The sequence below is a fragment of the Corynebacterium tuberculostearicum genome (assembly GCF_013408445.1).
Classification (GTDB): Bacteria; Actinomycetota; Actinomycetes; order Mycobacteriales; family Mycobacteriaceae; genus Corynebacterium; species Corynebacterium tuberculostearicum.
In genome coordinates, this window is record NZ_JACBZL010000001.1 from 652,902 (window position 1) to 670,710 (window position 17,809).

Sequence of the window (17,809 nt, forward strand, 5' to 3'; positions counted from 1 at the left end):
CGAACTCCTACAGGGACTCGAGCATGTCCTTGACGGCTGCAAAGCCGCGCTCAGCGCCGGCTGCAGTAGAGCCAGAGCCCTGGGCCATATCCGGCTTACCGCCACCACGGCCGTCGACGTACTGTCCAAACTCCTTGACGATGTCGCCGGACTTTACGCCGCGGCCAACAGCCTTGTCCGTGGCTGCCGCGATGAATGGGAACTTGCCCTTGTCTTCGGCGCCCAGGACGATGACGGCTTCTTCCTCGCGCAGGCGGTTGCGCAGGTCCGTTGCAACGGTGCGCAGGTCTCCTCCAGTGGTGCCTTCCGGCAAGGTCAGCGCAATGACCTTGAATCCATTGATGTCCTTAGCAGCGCCGACGAACTCGGAGGCACGTGCAGCCAGCTGCTGCTTGCGTAGGGTTTCAATTTCCTTCTCCGCTGCCTTGAGCTTTTCAGACAGCTGCGCGATGCGCTCCGGCAGATCCTCGGTCTGTACCTTCAGCTCGCGGGACACGCCTTCTACCAAGGCGGTTTCCTTGGAGTAGTAACGGAAAGCATCCAAACCGGAGTAGGCCTCGATGCGGCGAGCACCAGAGCCAACGGAGGACTCACCGAGCACGGACACCGGTCCGATTTCAGCGGAGGAAGCAACGTGGGTGCCGCCGCAGAGCTCGATGGAGAACGGTCCGCCGATTTCTACTACGCGGACCTCCTTGCCGTAGTTCTCACCGAATAGCGCCATAGCGCCCATGGCCTTGGCCTCCTCCAGGGAGGTCTCAATGGTATTCACGGCAAAGTTGGAGTCGATTGCCTGGTTGGTGATCAATGCAATCTCTTCCAGCTGTGCCTGGCTGAGCTGCTCGGTGTAGTTGAAGTCAAAGCGCAGGTAGCCCGGGCGGTTCATGGAGCCGGCCTGGACGGCGGTGGGGCCAAGCACCTGGCGCAGTGCGGCGTGAATGAGGTGCGTAGCAGAGTGTGCCTGGGTAGCACCGTGGCGCCACTGCTCGTCGACGGCCGCCTCAACGGACATGCCCAAGTCAAGGCCGCCGGCAGTAACCGTCGCCTTGTGTACCCACAGCTTCTTGCCAATCTTTTGAACGTCGTTGACCTCAAGGAGGGATTCTCCGGCCATGATGCGGCCGCGGTCTGCCATCTGGCCGCCAGCTTCGGCGTACAGCGGGGTGTGGTCCAAGATGACCTCAACCTGCTCGCCCTCGTGCACCTGGTCGACTTTCTCGCCGCCGCGGACGAGGCCGATCACGCGGGCGTCGGAAGTAAGCTCCTCAAAGCCGGTGAAGACGGTGGGGTTATTGTCCACCCAATCGCGGTAGAGGGAAAGGTCAGTGTGGCCGTGCTTCTTGGCCTGATTATCGGCCTTGGCGCGGCGGCGCTGCTCGCCCATGGCGTCGTTAAAGCCATCCATGTCGACCTCAAGGCCGGCCTCCTGGGCCATCTCCAAGGTCAAGTCGATGGGGAAACCGTAGGTATCGTGCAGCTCAAAGGCCTTCTCGCCCGGCAGGACCTTTGCGGTCTTCGCGCGGGAGGTGGACTTGAGCTCCTGTACGGCATCATCGAAGAGGCGGGTGCCGGACTCGAGGGTCTTCAGGAAGGCCTTTTCCTCACTAACCGCAACGCGCAGGATGCGCTCGCGGTTGTCGGCAATCTCCGGGTAGGACGGGGTCATGGTATCCATGACCGTATTCATGAAGCGCTCCATGGTGGCGCCCTTAGCACCCAGCAGCTTGGCGGAACGGATAATGCGACGCAGCAGGCGGCGCAGGATGTACCCGCGGCCCTCGTTGCCCGGGGTCACGCCATCCAGGATAAGCATCATGCCGGTACGGGAGTGGTCAGCTACCACGCGGAAGCGGATATTGTCCTCGTGGGAGGCCTTGTCACCATAGGTGGCGCCGGTAAGCTCCTCAGCTACGTCAATAACTGGGCGCAGCAGGTCCGTTTCATAGACGTTGTCTACGTCCTGCAAAATGCAGGCCACGCGCTCGATGCCCAGGCCGGTATCGATATTCTTCTTGGGCAGCTCGCCGACGATCTCAAAGTTGCCCTTGCCAATGCCCTCGCCGCGCTCATTTTGCATGAAGACCAGGTTCCAAATCTCCATGTAGCGGTTGTCATCGGCGATCGGGCCGCCGTCCTTGCCGTACTCAGGACCGCGGTCATAATAAATCTCGGAGCACGGGCCGCAGGGCCCAGGGATACCCATGGACCAGTAGTTGTCCTCCATGCCGAGGCGCTGAATGCGCTCTTCTGGAACACCGATCTTGTCGCGCCAAATTTCGGCAGCCTCATCATCATCCAGGTAAACCGTAACCCACAGGCGCTCTGGGTCTAGGCCAAAGCCGCCCTCCTCAACGGAGCCGGTAAGCAAGGTCCACGCATTGGTGATGGCGCCTTCCTTGAAGTACTGGCCAAAGGAGAAATTGCCGGCCATCTGGAAGAAGGTGTTGTGGCGGGTGGTAATGCCCACCTCATCAATGTCCAAGGTGCGCACGCACTTTTGGATGGAAGTGGCAAGGCCCTTGGCAAAGGGCGGGTTCTGCTGGCCTAGGAAGTAGGGCTTAAACGGAACCATGCCGGCATTAACGAAAAGCAGGTTAGGGTCATCCAGGATCAGCGAGGCGCTTGGTACTGCCTCGTGACCAGAATTGACGAAGTGCTGGGTAAACCGTTCCCGGATCTCATGAGTCTTCACGAGCAACAATCCTAACTGTCTGAGCTTTCATCTTCTATCAAGAAGTTTCTAACCCGCCCAACTCTACCCTTCGCTGCACAGCGATTTCCCATCGGTGGGGATCAGCGAGGCCGGCGCGCGTTTTTGCCGGGGCCGCGTTTGCCCCGAATAATGCTGCGCAAGCGGCCTATATAGTCATAAACACGCTTCTCAGCCCCGTGATCGGTGGGCTCATAGTAAACCGAACCCTCCAGCTCATCGGGCAGGTACTGCTGCTCTACTACGCCGCGGGGATCATCGTGGGGGTAGACATAGCCCACGGCATTTCCCATCCGCTTGGCGCCCTCATAGTGCCCATCGCGCAGATGCGGTGGCACGTGGCCCACCTTGCCGGCGGCTACATCGGCTTGCGCCTGCGTGATGGCAGAAATGACCGAGGGAGACTTGGGCGCGGTGGCCAGGTGAATGGTGGCTTGCGCGAGCGGGATTCGGGCTTCTGGCATGCCAATGAGCTGAGCGGCCTCGGCCGCCGCCACGGCCACCTGGAGCGCGGTGGGATCGGCCATGCCGATGTCCTCGGAGGCATGCACAATGAGCCGCCGGGCAATAAAGCGCGGGTCCTCCCCGGCTTCTACCATGCGGGCGAGATAATGCAGCGCCGCATCCACATCTGAGCCGCGAATGGACTTAATGAACGCGGAAACCACGTCATAGTGTTGGTCGCCGTCGCGGTCATAGCGCACCACCGCCTTATTGACGTTGTCCGTGACCGTTTGTGGGGTAATCTCCCCGCCATCGTCAACCGCCTCTGCCGCGGCCTCGAGATAGGTCAGCGTGCGCCGCGCATCGCCGCCGGCGAGGAGTACCAACTGGTCCAAGGCTTCATCGGTAATCCGAATCTTGCGCTCGCCTAGGCCACGGTCGCTTTCTAGCGCGCGCTTGGCGACGCCCCTCAAGTCATCGTCGCTGAGCGAATGCAGCTGCAACAGCAGCGAACGAGACAAAAGCGGCGCGACGACGGAGAAGGAAGGGTTTTCCGTCGTTGCCGCGACGAGCAGTACCGTGCGGTTTTCCACGGCTGCGAGGAGTGCGTCCTGCTGGGTTTTGGAAAATCGGTGTACCTCATCAATGAACAGCACCGTGCGCCGGCCATGAATGAGCTCTTGCCGGGCGTGGGTGATGACCTCGCGGACCTGCTTGACGCCCGAATCAAGCGCGGAAAGGCCCACGAAGTTCTGCCCCATTTGGCTGGCGATGAGCGAGGCAATGGTGGTCTTGCCGGTGCCCGGCGGCCCGTACAAGATGACGGAGGCCTCTCCTGATCCTTCCACGAGGCGGCGCAATGGCTTGCCGGGCGCCAGAAGATGGTCTTGTCCGACCACTTCATCGAGGTTTTGGGGACGCATGCGCGCCGCCAGTGGGGACCCAGCATGGGTGGCAAAAAGGTTCTTCCCCGGCAGCGGCGACGCGCTGCGGTCCGGAGTGGGCCCGCCAAATAATGAGTCTTGAGACACTGGAAAGCTACCTCCTAAAAGCGTGCGGGCACATCGTGATTGTCTATTCGTCATCCAAGCGGCGCGCAATGGCGCTGCCAAATTCCGCGATGGGCGCGCAGGCGGGGCCATCGCAGCGCGCGGCATACCGGGATAGCGCCTCAAAGGTTTCATAGAGGTCGCGGCGCACGAGCAATTCATCTTCCGTGAACGGACCATGGTCAGCAGGGCGCAAGATGGAGCGCTGCGGATCGTGGACCACTTCGGCTTCACCCCTGGCTAGGGCAACCAGCCCTTCGATGCCGCCGGCGTGCATCGTGGTCACGCTCGATAGCGCCCAGCCGATGAGCGAGGCCACAATGAGACCATGGGTTTCTTCCGCATTGGAAAATAGCGGCCACACCTCAGATACGGCACGGGACCAAGCAGAGATGAAGATATCTGCCTCTTCGTCCGTAATCGGCTTGGAGAAGAGGAACTGTGGGAATCCGGCGATAACGCAGGCTACGTCGAAGCCAACATTGCGGAATCCTGCCCATTCATAGTCCAAGAAGTGCAGGCGCTGGGACACAATGATGTTATCCGGTGAAAGGTCGAAGGGAGTAAAGGCCCGGTCCTTGCCGGATGCCAGGGAGCGTGCGGCTTGACCCGCAAGATCCCGGAAGCTGGCCGGTGCCTCGAGCCCGGCTTTATCCAGCAAGTCGAGGCCGATGCCAATGGAGCGCTCCAGCGCCTCATCGCGCACGGACTGGTGCGGGGCCAAGTCCGGATTCTTGCGCAGCATCCTATTGAGCAGGGTTTCATAATCTTGCTCGTGGCCCGCGGTTCCAGCGTGCATGTGCCCCAACGCACTGCCCAGCGAGCGCAGCACCCGCACGCGGTCATCATCGGTGGACTGTACAAGGACGTCGGCAAGCGTTTCGCCCTCACCCAAGTCCGTCAACACGATAATGCGCTGCTCCAGATCGTGGGCCAGAAGTACGGGTCCCGGGCGCACGTCCTCAGATAACGCAGTGGTGAATTGATAAGCCACCACCTCGCGCAGCATCGCGGCATCGTCGACGCCATAGCCGGTGACCGGGTTGTACTTAATGACTACCGAGCGGTGCGGCAGGAAGGCTCCGGGGGCAATCCTGGCGCGCAGGACCATTGCATTGCCGGAACCGTCCAAGCGCTCCACACCCGACATCTCCGGGGTACCACCAAAACGGCGCGACAACATCTCCGAGGCGGCCTTGATGACATCCTCGGGTGATAGCACAGCTTCGTTATCAACCATAGTTCTATCCAGTATGCCCCCTCACACCAAAGCGGGGTCACAAGTTCGCCCGCAGCGAAATTGCCGCGGACTACGATGTGCCCCGCACGGTGCGCCTGAAAGGCCGAGGTTTAAGTTCCCGGCTTACTTCTCCTCAGCAGTCTCGGCCGCAGTGGAACCAGACTTTTCCTGTTCCTTCTTCTTTTCCGGCTTGTAGTCTACGCCGGTCTCCTTACGCTGTGCGGCAGGGATTGCCGCAGGGGCGTCGGTAAGCGGATCCACGCCGCCGCCGGACTTCGGGAACGCAATGACGTCGCGGATGGAGTCGAAGCCGCCCAACAGGGAGACGATGCGGTCCCAGCCGAAGGCGATGCCGCCGTGCGGTGGGGCGCCGTACTGGAAAGCATCGAGCAGGAAGCCGAACTTCTCCTGGGCTTCCTCGTCACCGATTCCCATAACGTCGAAGACGCGCTTCTGCACGTCCTGCTGGTGGATACGGATGGAGCCGCCGCCGATCTCATTGCCGTTGCAGACAATGTCATAGGCGTATGCCAGCGCCTCGCCCGGGTTCTGGTCAAAGTTGTCCAGGTACTCCGGCTTAGGAGAGGTAAAGGCGTGGTGAACCGCGGTCCACTTGGAGTGCCCCAGTGCGACGTCGCCAGAAGCGGTCGCATCAGCGGAAGGCTCAAAGAGCGGAGCATCTACAACCCAGGTAAAGGCCCAGTCGCCTTCCTTGATAAGGTCCAGCTTCTTTGCAATCTCGCCACGTGCAGCGCCCAGGAGGGCACGGGAAGACTTGGTGTCACCAGCGGCAAAGAAGATGGCGTCGCCCGGCTTGGCGCCGACGTGCTCTGCAATGCCCTCGCGCTCGGCGTCGGTAATGTTCTTAGCTACCGGACCGCCCAAGGTGCCGTCCTCACCCACGGTGATGTAGGCCAGGCCCTTGGCGCCACGCTGCTTAGCCCAGTCCTGCCAAGCATCGAACTGACGGCGCGGCTGGGAGGCGCCGCCCTCCATGACCACGGCGCCGACGTATTCGTTCTGGAAGACGCGGAAAGTGGTGTCCTTGAAGAACTCGGTGCACTCTACAATCTTGATGTCGAAGCGCAGGTCCGGCTTATCGGAACCGTAGTACTTCATCGCATCGGCGTAGGTCATGCGCGGGATCGGAGTCTTAATCTCGTAGCCAATGAGCTTCCACAGCTCAGTGACAATCTCTTCCGCCAAGGCGATGACATCGTCCTGGTCTACGAAGGACATCTCCACGTCCAGCTGGGTAAACTCCGGCTGGCGGTCAGCGCGGAAGTCCTCATCGCGGTAGCAACGCGCGATCTGGTAGTAGCGCTCCATGCCGGAGACCATGAGCAGCTGCTTGAAAAGCTGCGGGGACTGTGGCAGTGCATACCAGGTGCCCGGCTTCAAACGTGCTGGAACCAGGAAGTCGCGTGCACCCTCCGGGGTGGAACGGGTCAGGGTTGGAGTCTCGATTTCAGCAAAGTCATGCGAATCCAGCACCTTGCGGGCCGCGCGGTTGGCTGCAGAACGCAGGCGCAGCGCCTGTGCCTGGCGCTCGCGACGCAGGTCCAGGTAGCGGTACTTCAGGCGAGTCTCCTCGCCTACCTCACCCGAGGTGGAAGGATCATCAATTTGGAACGGCAGCGCTGCGGACTTATTCAAAACCTCAAGATCCGCGACATTGACCTCAATTTCACCGGACGGCAGGTTGGGGTTTTCTGAGCCTTCTGGGCGAGGCTCCACGGTACCGGTGACCTTAACGCAGTATTCGGAACGCAGGTCGTGGGCGCGCTCCGCCACGTCAGATTCACGGAAGACAACCTGGGCGATGCCGGAGCGATCGCGCAGGTCAATGAAGATCACACCACCGTGATCGCGGCGGCGGGAAACCCAACCGGTTAGGGTGACGGTCTCTCCTGCGAGTTCTTTGCGGAGCTCACCTGCTAAGTGGGTACGCAGCACTGTTGTTCAATCCCTTCTGAAAATTGTGTCACTTGCGGGTCCCGCCACGCGTAAACAGCGCGCGCCAAACCAAGCACAAGACTAGGAACGCGCACAATTCTACATCCCTACCGGTACGCGGAGCGCAGTTAGGTGGACGCAAGCTAACCCTGAAGGCCGCAGAAGAACCCCCGTTTCCCTCCTTCGGCTTCTTTGCAACAATCTCCATCCAGTGTATGAGGGGACCATGTGGCACTATTTAGGCATGACTTTTAGATCAGGTGCCGATTTCGGCGGCAAAGAAGCGCGTTCGGGTGGTGGTGGCGGTGGTATCGCCATTGGCGGTGGCGTCGGCTCGATTGTTCTAGTAGGCCTTTTCCTCCTCTTGGGCGGCAATCCCTCAGACTTGGGCTCAATTCTGGGCAGCGAGCAGACCCAATCCGACGGCGCTGCACAAGGCGAAAGCCCCGAATGCGAAACTGCAGAAGATGGCAACACCAAGGATGAATGCCTCGTTGAGTTCACCGGTCGCAGCGTAGACAACGTCTGGTCCAAGGTCTTGCCGGAACAGGCCGATATCCAATACACCGAGCCGGAGCGCGTGGTCTTCCACGGCGGCGTTAATACCGGTTGCGGCGCGGCCTCTTCTTCTACCGGCCCCTTCTACTGCCCGCGCGATGAGTCCGCCTATTTCGACACCGCGTTCTTTGATTCCCTGCGCAACTTCGGCGCGGAAAATGCCCCCTTGGCCCGCATGTACATCGTGGCGCACGAGTTCGGCCACCACATTCAAAACCTTGAGGGCACCCTCGGCCTGTCGGACTATGACGACCCAGGCGCCGATTCCAACGCGGTGAAGATCGAGCTCCAGGCTGACTGCTACGCAGGCCTGTGGGCTTCCTACGCCGACAAGGGCGATAACCCCTTGCTCGAGCCGATTACTAAGGAACAGGTCTCAGACGCTGTCGCGGCTGCCCAGGCGGTGGGCGATGACAATATCCAGCGCCGCTCCGGCGGCCAGGTCCAGCCTGATTCCTGGACGCACGGTTCCTCCGAACAGCGTGAGAAGGCATTCCTCGCCGGATATAACTCTGGCAAGATGTCCCAGTGCGACACCCTGGAGCGCGGCGCCTACCGCGGCTAAAACTCTCAACGTGGCCGTCGCCGAGAGCGGCGGCCATTATGTTCACAAATAGCCACATTGCTTTCACGAACTCCACATCTTGAGTTCACTTTCCTGACACCTAGGGCCTTTAGTCTGAGTGTGCATTCTCTACATAAGAATTTCCTTTGAGAATCCTCTTAACCACGCTGAGAAGCGCGGTCATCCCTCTCGTGCACGCTTTTCCTGAAAGGTTCTTCCTGTGTCTACCCCTACCACCCACATGACGGACATTGAGGCCGTCAATGGCAAGGGCAACGACTGGATTTGGCACGCCATCTTTGGCGGCCTCACAGCCGTTACCCTCATCGGTTTTATGATCTGGGGCCACGACTACGTCGATGGCTCTAAACCTATTCTGCTTGGCACTGCCATTCTCTTCGCTCTCTTCATGGCCTTCAATATTGGCGGCAATGACGTTGCCAACTCCTTCGGTACCTCCGTAGGTGCCGGTACGCTGTCCATGAAGCAGGCCCTCGTTGTCGCCGCCATCTTCGAAGTCTCTGGCGCCATCCTCGCCGGCGGCGAGGTCACCGATACCGTGCGTTCTGGCATCGTCGACCTTGACGCCATCGATGGGCTCGACCCCATGGAGTTCGTCTACATCATGATGTCGTCCCTTTTGGGTGCGGCCATCTGGCTCCTCGTTGCCACCCGTATGGGTTGGCCAGTGTCTACCACCCACTCCATCGTCGGCGGCATCGTCGGCGCCGCGCTCACCGTTGGCTTCATCACCGGCAAGGGTGGCTTGGACATGGTGCAGTGGGGCGGGATTGGCACTATTGCCATCTCGTGGGTGCTCTCCCCTGTTCTCGGCGGTCTCGCTGCGTTCATCCTGTTCAAGTGGATTAAGACCTCCATCTTGGTCTACAACGAGGAAGCAGACCAGAAGCTGCGTGAAATCAAGACCCGTCGTGCGGAGCTGCGCCAAGAGCACAAGTCTCGCTTTTCGCGCCTCAATGAAATCCAGCAGATCAGCTACACCAACGCCATGGCCCGGGACGCCGCCTTGGTGGCAGAAGAAGACTTTGATCCGGATCAGCTGGAATCCGAGTATTACCGCGATCTGTATAACCTCAACAAGGACATGGATAATGTCAAGGCTCACCGCGCCCTGGAGAGCTGGGTACCGGTACTAGCCGCCATCGGTGCCATCATCATTTCCGCCATGGTGATGTTCAAGGGCCTCAAGCACACCGGACTCGATTTCAGCGTCCTTCAGAACCTGTTGGTCATGGGCATGGTCGGCGCAGTAGTGTGGATGGCCGTCTTCATTTTCGCCCGCTCCCTGAAAAAGAAGTCGCTGGCTAAGTCCACCTTCCTTCTCTTTTCTTGGATGCAGGTATTTACCGCTTCCGCCTTCGCCTTCTCCCACGGTTCCAACGACATCGCCAATGCCATTGGCCCCTTCGCTGCGGTTATTGACGTCCTCAAGACCGACCAAGTCAGCGATGAGGCTGCCGTGCCGGTTGCCGTCATGATTGCCATGGGCGTTGCCCTGATTTCTGGCTTGTGGTTCATCGGCCGCTTCGTGATTCAGACTGTGGGCTCGGGCCTAACCCAAATGCACCCCTCCTCCGGCTTCGCTGCTGAGCTTGCCGCCGCCGCTGTGGTGATGGGTTCATCGATCTTGGGCCTTCCGGTTTCTTCCACCCACATCCTCATCGGCGCCGTGCTGGGCGTGGGCATTGTCAACAAGGCAGCTAATTGGAACCTGATGAAGCCTATCGCTTTGGCGTGGGTCATCACCCTGCCCGCCGCGGCAGTCATCGCTGCCATCACCGTATCTGTGCTGCGCGTAGTCTTCTAGGGATAGCTCAGCGCCGCATATCCTCGACACTCCCCATTTCATCCGCTAGCCGCACCGGCCATCGAGCCGGGGCTAGCGGATTTTCCATTGGGTAGCTTGGACAAACGCCCTGCTTGGCGACGCCCCCTTCTCTACACTGGCCCATATGACCGCGCACCGAGCAACTGCATTCCTGGCCGCATTCAACGACATAGAGCAACACTTGCGCTCGGCTCTCAACGCTGAGAACTCAGATTCCTTTTGGTGGATAGTAGACAAGGCACGAGACAAACACATGCTTTCTGGCAAGCAAGCCGAGGCACTCAAAGATTTTTCCAACCTACGCAATGCCATTGCCCACGGGCGTTACTACAAATCAGAGCCCATCGCTGAACCGCACGAAGCAGTGGTTAAGCAGATTTCGGCTCTCCGAGACATAGTGGTGTCCCCGCCCGACACGCTTCAGGTTTTGCAGCCACAAAAGGTATTCACCTTGACGTCTGCCACATCCATCATGGAGGCATTTAGCGTCATAAAGGATAAGGACTTCTCCCAAATCCCCATCTACGATGAGGGCCGCTTCACCGCTTTGCTAACCACCAACACCATTGCGCGATGGGTAGCCGGGGACCTCAGCGATAATCACGTGCTCGATGCGGCGGACATCGCGGACATCGTGGAATATCAAGAACCCAGTGATCGCGCTATCTTTCTTGCCCGCACAGTCAGCGTGCAGGAAACGGTGGACGCCCTTTCAGAAACCGACAACCAAGGACATCGCCCATGCGCAGCGGTCATCACGGAACACGGCAAGGTCACTGAGAGGCCCCTGCGCCTCGTTGCACCGGCCGATCTACCGGCACTTTTTGATGCCCTAGAATGGGAATAATTCTCCCGCAGTCGGCTTTTCCGCAGTCGGCACGGCGTCTATCTTTACTCCTGTGCACCGCATAGAAAGGCAACCATGCAATTCGGCATCTTCACTATCGGGGATTTAACTACTGACCCCATCTCAGGAAAGACACCCAATGAGGCTGAGCGCATCCGCAACCTAACGGAAATTGCGCTTAAAGCCGAAGAGGTCGGCCTTGATGTCTTTGCTACCGGCGAGCACCACAACCCACCTTTCGTGCCGTCCTCTCCTACAACGCACTTGGCCTATATCGCCGCGCAGACGGAGCGCTTGCAGCTATCTACTGCGACCACGCTCATTACCACCAATGACCCGGTAAAAATCGCAGAGGACTATGCCTTTCTGCAGCACCTTGCTGACGGCCGCGTAGACCTCATGCTCGGACGCGGAAATACCGGCCCGGTCTATCCCTGGTTTGGCAAAGACATCCAGCAGGGCATTCCTTTGGCTATTGAAAACTACCACTTGCTGCGCAGGCTGTGGCGCGAGCCAGTCGTTAACTGGCAAGGAAAGTTCCGTGCGGGTTTGGAAGGGTTTACCGCAACTCCGGCACCGCTGGATGGAATTCCGCCCTTTGTCTGGCACGGCTCCATTCGTTCGCCGCAAATCGCAGAACAAGCGGCCTACTACGGCGATGGCTTCTTCCACAACAATATCTTCTGGAATAAGGAGCACACCGCTCAGTTGGTGGACCTCTACCGCCGTCGCTTTGAAAGCTATGGCCATGGTCAAGCGGACCAAGCAATCGTCGGACTTGGCGGCCAAGTCTTCATCGGCGATACCGAACAGGAAGCTAAAGACTTCTTCCGCCCCTACTTCGACAACGCCCCAGTCTATGGCCACGGGCCAAGCCTCGAGGATTTCACGGCGCAGACTCCACTGACCGTCGGCACCGTGGAACAGGTAGTTGAAAAGACCCTCAGCTTCGCTGACTGGGCCGGTGACTATCAGCGCCAGCTATTCCTCATCGATCACGCGGGACTTCCACAAGAAGTAGTCCTCCAACAGATAGAAATCCTAGGCACGCAGGTTGTCCCCGAGCTGCGACGCCGCTTTGAGCAGCGCCGTCCGAGCCACGTGCCTTCTGACCCGCCGACGCACGCAAGCTTGCTCTCTGCGCCTCATCCTTCGCACCTTCAGGTCAGCCCAGGAAAGGAAAACTAGTTATGCGCTCCCTCCTCGTTGTCTCAGCTGGCCTTTCGCAGCCGTCTTCCTCTCGCAGGTTGGCGGACATGCTCGCAGAAGCCACCCGCGCCAAAATCTCCGCGCGCGGTGAAGGAGCCGAAATCGATGTCATTGAGGTCCGCGATCTCGCTTTCGAACTAGCTACCGCCATGACCGATCAGACTGCGCAAACGCCCCTTTTGTCTCGAGCCAAGCAGCAAGTTGCCGATGCCGATGGACTCATCGCCGTCACCCCTGTATTCCAAGGCAGCTATTCGGGCCTTTTCAAGATGTTCTTTGACACCTTGGAGCCCCATGCCCTCGACAACCTTCCCACCATCATCGCAGCGACGGCCGGTTCTTCGCGCCATGCCCTCATTTTGGACTACGCGCTCCGCCCGCTATTTAACCAATTGCACGCAAACATCGTGCCGACGGGTGTTTTTCAGGCCGCAGAAGACCTAGGCACTCCGGAGGGCGAGCGCATTGCCTCCAGAATTGAGCGCTCAGCCATCCAGCTGGCTGACCAGATCGTTACCCCGCGGGACCGGGTGCCAGGAATTGCCGGCGATCTCACTGGGTTGGGAGGCCGCTCCACCGTACGGCTAGCAAAGGAGAACTTCATCCCCCTCGACAAGCTCCTGAATGGGTACGGCAAATAAGCCACAACGCGAGCAGCGCTACGCATAGACAGCGATTGATAGAAGGTGTGACTTTCGCTACCCTGGTCACATAAAATCTGCCTCTACCCTTTGGGTCCAGCTTGACCCCAATAACGGCACAGCAAGCACCCTATAGCTATCCCTTCAGAAAGGTTCGGCACAGCTTAACTATGACAATTAGCGTCACGGACATCTTCTCCATCGGCATTGGCCCTTCCTCTTCGCACACCGTCGGGCCCATGCGCGCGGCTAAGCAATTCCTCGATTCCCTAGAGAAGCACCCAGCTAAGGTCTATACGGAGTTGCGCGGCTCGCTTTCCGCCACTGGCCGTGGCCACGCTTCCGATCGCGCCGTTATCCTTGGGCTCGCTGGCTGGGATCCGCTAAGCGTGCCTATCGACGCCGAACCTCACGCGGGCGGCTTCATCCCCAGCGAAGGAACTATTTCTGGTCCCCGGGGCACGGTGGACTATGAGATCGTCTTTGATAATGAACCGCTGCCCCAGCACCCGAATGGCATGATTTTTAGCGCCTGGGATGACAGCGGAAACCTGCTCGCAGAAAAGGAAGAGTACTTTTCTGTCGGCGGCGGCTTTATCCTCTCCCGCGCCGAGCTCGATGCGGAAGTCGCCGAAAGCAATGAAGTTCCTGCCGGCGTAGCCGCCGCCCATGTAGATGACTCCGTTCCCTATAAGTTCACCACGGGCGAAGAATTGCTCAACCTCTGCGAGGCTCATGACAAAGCAATTTGGGAGCTCGTCCTTGCCAACGAGGAGGCCTTGCACCGCGATGAAGGCGGAGCGGAATACGTTCTGCGCCACCTTGATTTGGTCTGGGACATCATGCGTGAATGTGTGACTGAGGGTATTTCCACCAAGGGCCTTCTTCCAGGTGGCCTGCGTGTGGCACGCCGTGCCCCGAAGATGTATGCCCAGTTGCTAGAAAACCAAGACGATACCAGCTGCGGTTTCTCCGCCATGGAGTGGGTTAACCTGTACGCCTTGGCGGTTAATGAGCAAAACGCTGCCGGTGGCCGCGTCATTACTGCACCTACCAACGGCGCGTGCGGCATCATTCCAGCGGTACTGCATTATGCGCGCGATTTCCGCGCAGACTTCACCCGTTCCACTGCCCGTCGGTACCTATTGACCGCCGGTGCCATCGGCATGATTATCAAGGAAAACGCGTCCATCTCCGGAGCTGAGGTGGGCTGCCAAGGCGAGGTGGGTTCCGCCTCCGCTATGGCCGCCGCAGGCATGGCAGAGCTGCTGGGAGCAGCCCCGGCGCAGGTGGAAAACGCCGCTGAGATTGCTTTAGAGCATAATTTGGGCCTTACCTGCGACCCAGTGGGCGGATTGGTGCAGATTCCGTGCATCGAGCGCAATGCCATTGGCGCGGTAAAGTCCATCAACGCCGCGCGCATGGCCAAAATGGGAGAAGGCACTCACCACGTGACCTTGGATAATGCGGTACAAACCATGGCTGAAACCGGCCGCGATATGCTCTCCAAGTATAAGGAGACCTCCCTGGGCGGATTGGCCAAGACCATGGGCTTTAGCGTTTCGCAGGTGGAGTGTTAAAAAGGACTGCATGCGCGCAGATGCTCTTCACCGCCGCACCGCCATTATCGCTGCGGCATGCCAGCTCTTTCGTACCCACGGCGATGATGTCGCTTTGGAAAAGGTGGCTACGCAGGCAGGCGTAAGTGTGGCTACGGTCTATCGCAACTTCCCCAACCGTGCGAGCCTCATCCGCGCGTGCGCGGAATATATGGGTGATGCCTTTGCCAAGTTTCAACAGCGCCTCATCGCGGACTTTGAGAACTCTACCCATTCCGGGAAAGACTACGTCCGGACCTACGCCACTCATATCCTGACCATGGGACTGAACACCCTTATTCCAGCGTTCGTCCCGCAGGATTTGGACTCTCTGAGCCCTGAATTAACCGCCCAGCGCGACCTCCTAGAGCGCAACGGCCGACGGTTTATTGAGCTGGGCCAAAAGCAAGGCGAGATTGGCCCCGGCGTCACCCACCTCGAATTCATTGTGGGACTGTTGAGCCTGGCACGACCCCGCGAGGTTGATATCGATGCCTACCAGCCGGATATTCAGGAAAAGATCATTGACCTCTTTCTGGCGGGCATAAAAAGTGGGCACCGCGCCTAAGCGCAATGCCCACCGGCTAAAGGAAATTTAGGCCTCGCCGTTCATTTCCCGAGCAAGTACAGACACTAGGTCAGAAACCTGTACGTCGTGCTGCTCATGGGCGGCAAGGTCCTTGAGCGCAACCGTACCATTTTCTAGCTCTTGTTCACCCAAGACCAGCGCGAAGCGTGCGCCGGCGCGGTCGGCGCCCTTCATCGCACCCTTCAGGCCGCGGTCTCCAAAGGACATATCCGCAGAGATTCCAGCCTTGCGGAGGTCATTGATCAGGGTGGTCATGGTGCGCTTGGCAGCAGCACCCAGTGCAACGCCAAAGACATCCACGCGGGACTCAACGCCATCGAGGGTGATGCCCTCAGCCTCCAGCGCCAGCAGAGCGCGGTCGACACCCAGACCGTAGCCAATACCAGATAGGTCTTGACCGCCCAGCTGGGCCATCAGCCCGTCGTAGCGACCACCGCCACCAATGCCGGACTGCGCACCAAGTCCGTCATGGACGAACTCGAAGCAGGTCTTGGTGTAGTAATCCAAGCCGCGGACCATGCGCGGATTAATCTCGTAGGCTACGCCCATATCGTCTAGCATGCCGGTAACAGTTTCGAAGTGCTCGCGGCATTCGTCATTGAGGTGGTCGAGCATCAAGGGGGCGTCGGCAAGCTGCTCTTGGACCTCTGGGCGCTTGTCATCCAGCACGCGCAAAGGGTTGATCTCTGCACGGTGGCGGGTCTCTTCATCCAAGTCGAGCTTGAAGAGGAATTCCTGCAGCTTCTCGCGGTAAGCCGGACGGCAATTGCGATCGCCCAAGCTGGTGAGCTCGAGGCGGAATCCGCTAAGCCCCAGCGCGCGGAAGGAACGATCCGCCAAAGCGATGACCTCGGCGTCAAGCGCAGGATCGTCTACGCCAATGGCTTCTACACCAACCTGCTGTAGCTGGCGGTAGCGGCCAGCCTGGGGGCGCTCATAGCGGAAGAAGGGGCCAAAATAGTTGAGCTTCACGGGCAGCTGGCCGCGGTCTAGGTTGTGCTCGATGACCGAGCGCATCACGCCAGCGGTGCCCTCCGGGCGCAAAGTAACGGAACGGTCGCCGCGATCCGCAAAGGTGTACATCTCCTTAGACACCACGTCGGTGGACTCGCCTACGCCACGGGCAAAGAGTGCGGTGTCTTCAAAAATGGGCAGCTCAATATGCTGGAAGCCGGAGAGATGTGCCTGCTCCACCATGGTCTGGCGCACCATATAGAACGCGGCCGACTGCGGTGGGAAATAGTCTGGGACACCTTTGGGGGCGGACAGGGCTTGGAACTGCTTCTTATTACTCACGGGTATTACAGTACCTCCCTCAATGTTGCGAAGAAGGGATTGGTCGCCCTCTCCTTACGCATCGTGGTGGTAGGCCCGTGGCCGGGCAGAATGTCGAGGTTATCTGCCAGACTCCACACTGGACCGGCAAGCGATTTTTGCATGGCATTGGGGTCCGAGTGAGGTAAGTCGGTGCGTCCAATGGCCCCGGCGAAGAGCACGTCACCGGTGAGGGCAAAGTCCTCGGCGACGATCATGACGCAGCCCGGCGAGTGCCCAGGCGCGTGTTTGAGGGCAAAGGTATGACCGATAAGCTCCAGGGTTTCGCCATCCTGGAGCTCGCGGAGGTCGGAGATGGGGGTCATATGGGCGGCGTCGAAAAGCTCTTGCGCCTGGGGCGAAACACCTTCACCGCTGTCAAGCATGAACTTGTCAGCCGGGTGGATATAAACAGGGATGTCGAGCTCTTCTGCCAAAGATCCGGCATCCCGAGTGTGGTCAATATGGCCGTGGGTGAGCACGATAGCCTCGTACTCCAAGTCATGCTCGAGGACTTTCTCCATCGCATCCATGCCTGGGTCCACAATGAAGGCTCGGCGGCCTTCCGCAATCACATAGGTATTGGTCTGAAACGGACCGGCAGTAAAACCGTAGATTTCCATACCCACTACCCTAGCTGCCTGAAACAAAAAAGAGCCGGCCTCCCCCATTTTCAGGATGAGTAGAGGCCGGCAGCGCCAAACGGCTTAACGCAAAATATCCCAGACCTTGTCATAATCAAGCTGGGTGACCACGCCTGGAACCAATTGAGTGTGGATGACCTTGTGGTTTTCATCAGCCACCACCACGGAGCGGGCAAGCAGGCCCTCCAAGACGGAATCGCGCACAGTCACGCCGAACTTCTCGCCAAAGTCAGAGCGAAATGCGGAGGCGGCGATGACATCATCAATGCCGTCAGCCGCGCAAAAGCGCTTGAGAGTAAAGGGCAAATCGAGAGAAACGGAAAGAAGCTTGGTGTTATCTAGCTGCGAAACCTGCTCATGGAAACGGCGCAGCTGGTCCTGGCAGGCAGGGGTTTCAATAGAGGGCAAGATGGAAATAATAAGGCGCGTGCCCGCAAAAGTCTCATTGGTAATCTGACGCAGGTCGGTACCGATGAGTTCAAATTCGGGCAGCGGGTCTCCCACTGCGGGAAGTTCACCAACGGTGGGCGTTGGCGGATCGGTAAAATCTGGTTCAACCATAGAAACCAGCGTACTTATGATTGGGCTTTAGAGCT

At 59.1% G+C, this 17,809-nt stretch carries 14 protein-coding genes; 7 read left to right on the forward strand and 7 right to left on the reverse strand.

Annotated elements, in window-relative coordinates:
- Positions 1 to 7 precede the first annotated feature (7 nt).
- From alaS to aspS, 4 genes are all read right to left on the reverse strand, one after another.
- Complete coding sequence (gene alaS, locus BJ985_RS03090) at positions 8 to 2,692, reverse strand: alanine--tRNA ligase (protein WP_179386565.1); 2,685 nt, start codon at positions 2,690 to 2,692, stop codon at positions 8 to 10.
- 101 nt (positions 2,693 to 2,793) lie between these two features.
- Positions 2,794 to 4,185 (reverse strand): replication-associated recombination protein A, encoded by a 1,392-nt coding sequence (locus BJ985_RS03095; protein ID WP_005324949.1) that lies wholly within the window; start codon positions 4,183 to 4,185, stop codon positions 2,794 to 2,796.
- A gap of 43 nt (positions 4,186 to 4,228) precedes the next feature.
- Entirely contained in the window at positions 4,229 to 5,443 is a 1,215-nt protein-coding gene (locus tag BJ985_RS03100; RefSeq protein ID WP_005328494.1) for a protein kinase family protein, read from the reverse strand.
- 123 nt (positions 5,444 to 5,566) lie between these two features.
- Entirely contained in the window at positions 5,567 to 7,399 is a 1,833-nt protein-coding gene (aspS, locus tag BJ985_RS03105; RefSeq protein WP_005328495.1) for an aspartate--tRNA ligase, read from the reverse strand.
- Positions 7,400 to 7,643: 244 nt separating this feature from the next.
- Here aspS and ypfJ point away from each other — a divergent pair, with 244 nt between their 5' ends.
- The 7 genes from ypfJ (at position 7,644) to BJ985_RS03140 (ending at position 15,234) form a co-directional block, all read left to right on the forward strand.
- Positions 7,644 to 8,522: a KPN_02809 family neutral zinc metallopeptidase gene (gene ypfJ, locus BJ985_RS03110; protein ID WP_005328496.1), complete on the forward strand. Its 879-nt coding sequence runs from the start codon at positions 7,644 to 7,646 to the stop codon at positions 8,520 to 8,522.
- 241 nt (positions 8,523 to 8,763) lie between these two features.
- On the forward strand, positions 8,764 to 10,350 hold the full coding sequence (locus BJ985_RS03115; RefSeq protein ID WP_179387571.1) for an inorganic phosphate transporter: 1,587 nt from the start codon (positions 8,764 to 8,766) through the stop codon (positions 10,348 to 10,350).
- Positions 10,351 to 10,495: 145 nt separating this feature from the next.
- The gene (locus tag BJ985_RS03120) at positions 10,496 to 11,218 is read left to right on the forward strand and encodes a CBS domain-containing protein (RefSeq protein ID WP_179386566.1); all 723 of its coding nucleotides are present in this window, start codon (positions 10,496 to 10,498) and stop codon (positions 11,216 to 11,218) included.
- Positions 11,219 to 11,293: 75 nt separating this feature from the next.
- Entirely contained in the window at positions 11,294 to 12,406 is a 1,113-nt protein-coding gene (locus BJ985_RS03125; protein ID WP_005324960.1) for an LLM class flavin-dependent oxidoreductase, read from the forward strand.
- 2 nt (positions 12,407 to 12,408) lie between these two features.
- Positions 12,409 to 13,068 carry an FMN reductase gene (locus BJ985_RS03130; protein ID WP_005324961.1) on the forward strand — a complete coding sequence of 220 codons (660 nt, stop codon included), beginning with the start codon at positions 12,409 to 12,411 and terminating at the stop codon, positions 13,066 to 13,068.
- A 170-nt stretch (positions 13,069 to 13,238) separates the two neighbouring features.
- Positions 13,239 to 14,648 (forward strand): L-serine ammonia-lyase, encoded by a 1,410-nt coding sequence (locus tag BJ985_RS03135; RefSeq protein WP_179386567.1) that lies wholly within the window; start codon positions 13,239 to 13,241, stop codon positions 14,646 to 14,648.
- 10 nt (positions 14,649 to 14,658) lie between these two features.
- A complete protein-coding gene (locus BJ985_RS03140; protein ID WP_179386568.1) occupies positions 14,659 to 15,234 on the forward strand; it encodes a TetR/AcrR family transcriptional regulator in 576 nt (191 codons plus the stop codon).
- A gap of 27 nt (positions 15,235 to 15,261) precedes the next feature.
- Here the strand turns inward: BJ985_RS03140 and hisS are convergent, their stop codons facing one another.
- The 3 genes from hisS to tpx form a co-directional block, all read right to left on the reverse strand.
- A complete protein-coding gene (gene hisS / locus BJ985_RS03145) occupies positions 15,262 to 16,551 on the reverse strand; it encodes a histidine--tRNA ligase (RefSeq protein ID WP_179386569.1) in 1,290 nt (429 codons plus the stop codon).
- A 5-nt stretch (positions 16,552 to 16,556) separates the two neighbouring features.
- Positions 16,557 to 17,192, reverse strand: coding sequence for an MBL fold metallo-hydrolase (locus BJ985_RS03150; RefSeq protein ID WP_179386570.1), 636 nt, complete (start codon positions 17,190 to 17,192; stop codon positions 16,557 to 16,559).
- Between the two features lie 84 nt (positions 17,193 to 17,276).
- Entirely contained in the window at positions 17,277 to 17,774 is a 498-nt protein-coding gene (gene tpx / locus BJ985_RS03155) for a thiol peroxidase (protein WP_179386571.1), read from the reverse strand.
- Positions 17,775 to 17,809: the final 35 nt, after the last annotated feature.

Excerpts from the sequence above, each read along its gene's own strand:
- BJ985_RS03125 (WP_005324960.1), top strand. The coding sequence starts at position 11,294 with ATGCAATTCGGCATCTTCACTATCGGGGATTTAACTACTGACCCCATC.
- tpx (WP_179386571.1), bottom strand. The coding sequence starts at position 17,774 with ATGGTTGAACCAGATTTTACCGATCCGCCAACGCCCACCGTTGGTGAA.
- BJ985_RS03135 (WP_179386567.1), top strand. The coding sequence starts at position 13,239 with ATGACAATTAGCGTCACGGACATCTTCTCCATCGGCATTGGCCCTTCC.
- BJ985_RS03100 (WP_005328494.1), bottom strand. The coding sequence starts at position 5,443 with ATGGTTGATAACGAAGCTGTGCTATCACCCGAGGATGTCATCAAGGCC.
- BJ985_RS03130 (WP_005324961.1), top strand. The coding sequence starts at position 12,409 with ATGCGCTCCCTCCTCGTTGTCTCAGCTGGCCTTTCGCAGCCGTCTTCC.
- BJ985_RS03115 (WP_179387571.1), top strand. The coding sequence starts at position 8,764 with ATGACGGACATTGAGGCCGTCAATGGCAAGGGCAACGACTGGATTTGG.
- ypfJ (WP_005328496.1), top strand. The coding sequence starts at position 7,644 with ATGACTTTTAGATCAGGTGCCGATTTCGGCGGCAAAGAAGCGCGTTCG.
- BJ985_RS03120 (WP_179386566.1), top strand. The coding sequence starts at position 10,496 with ATGACCGCGCACCGAGCAACTGCATTCCTGGCCGCATTCAACGACATA.
- BJ985_RS03150 (WP_179386570.1), bottom strand. The coding sequence starts at position 17,192 with ATGGAAATCTACGGTTTTACTGCCGGTCCGTTTCAGACCAATACCTAT.
- BJ985_RS03140 (WP_179386568.1), top strand. The coding sequence starts at position 14,659 with ATGCGCGCAGATGCTCTTCACCGCCGCACCGCCATTATCGCTGCGGCA.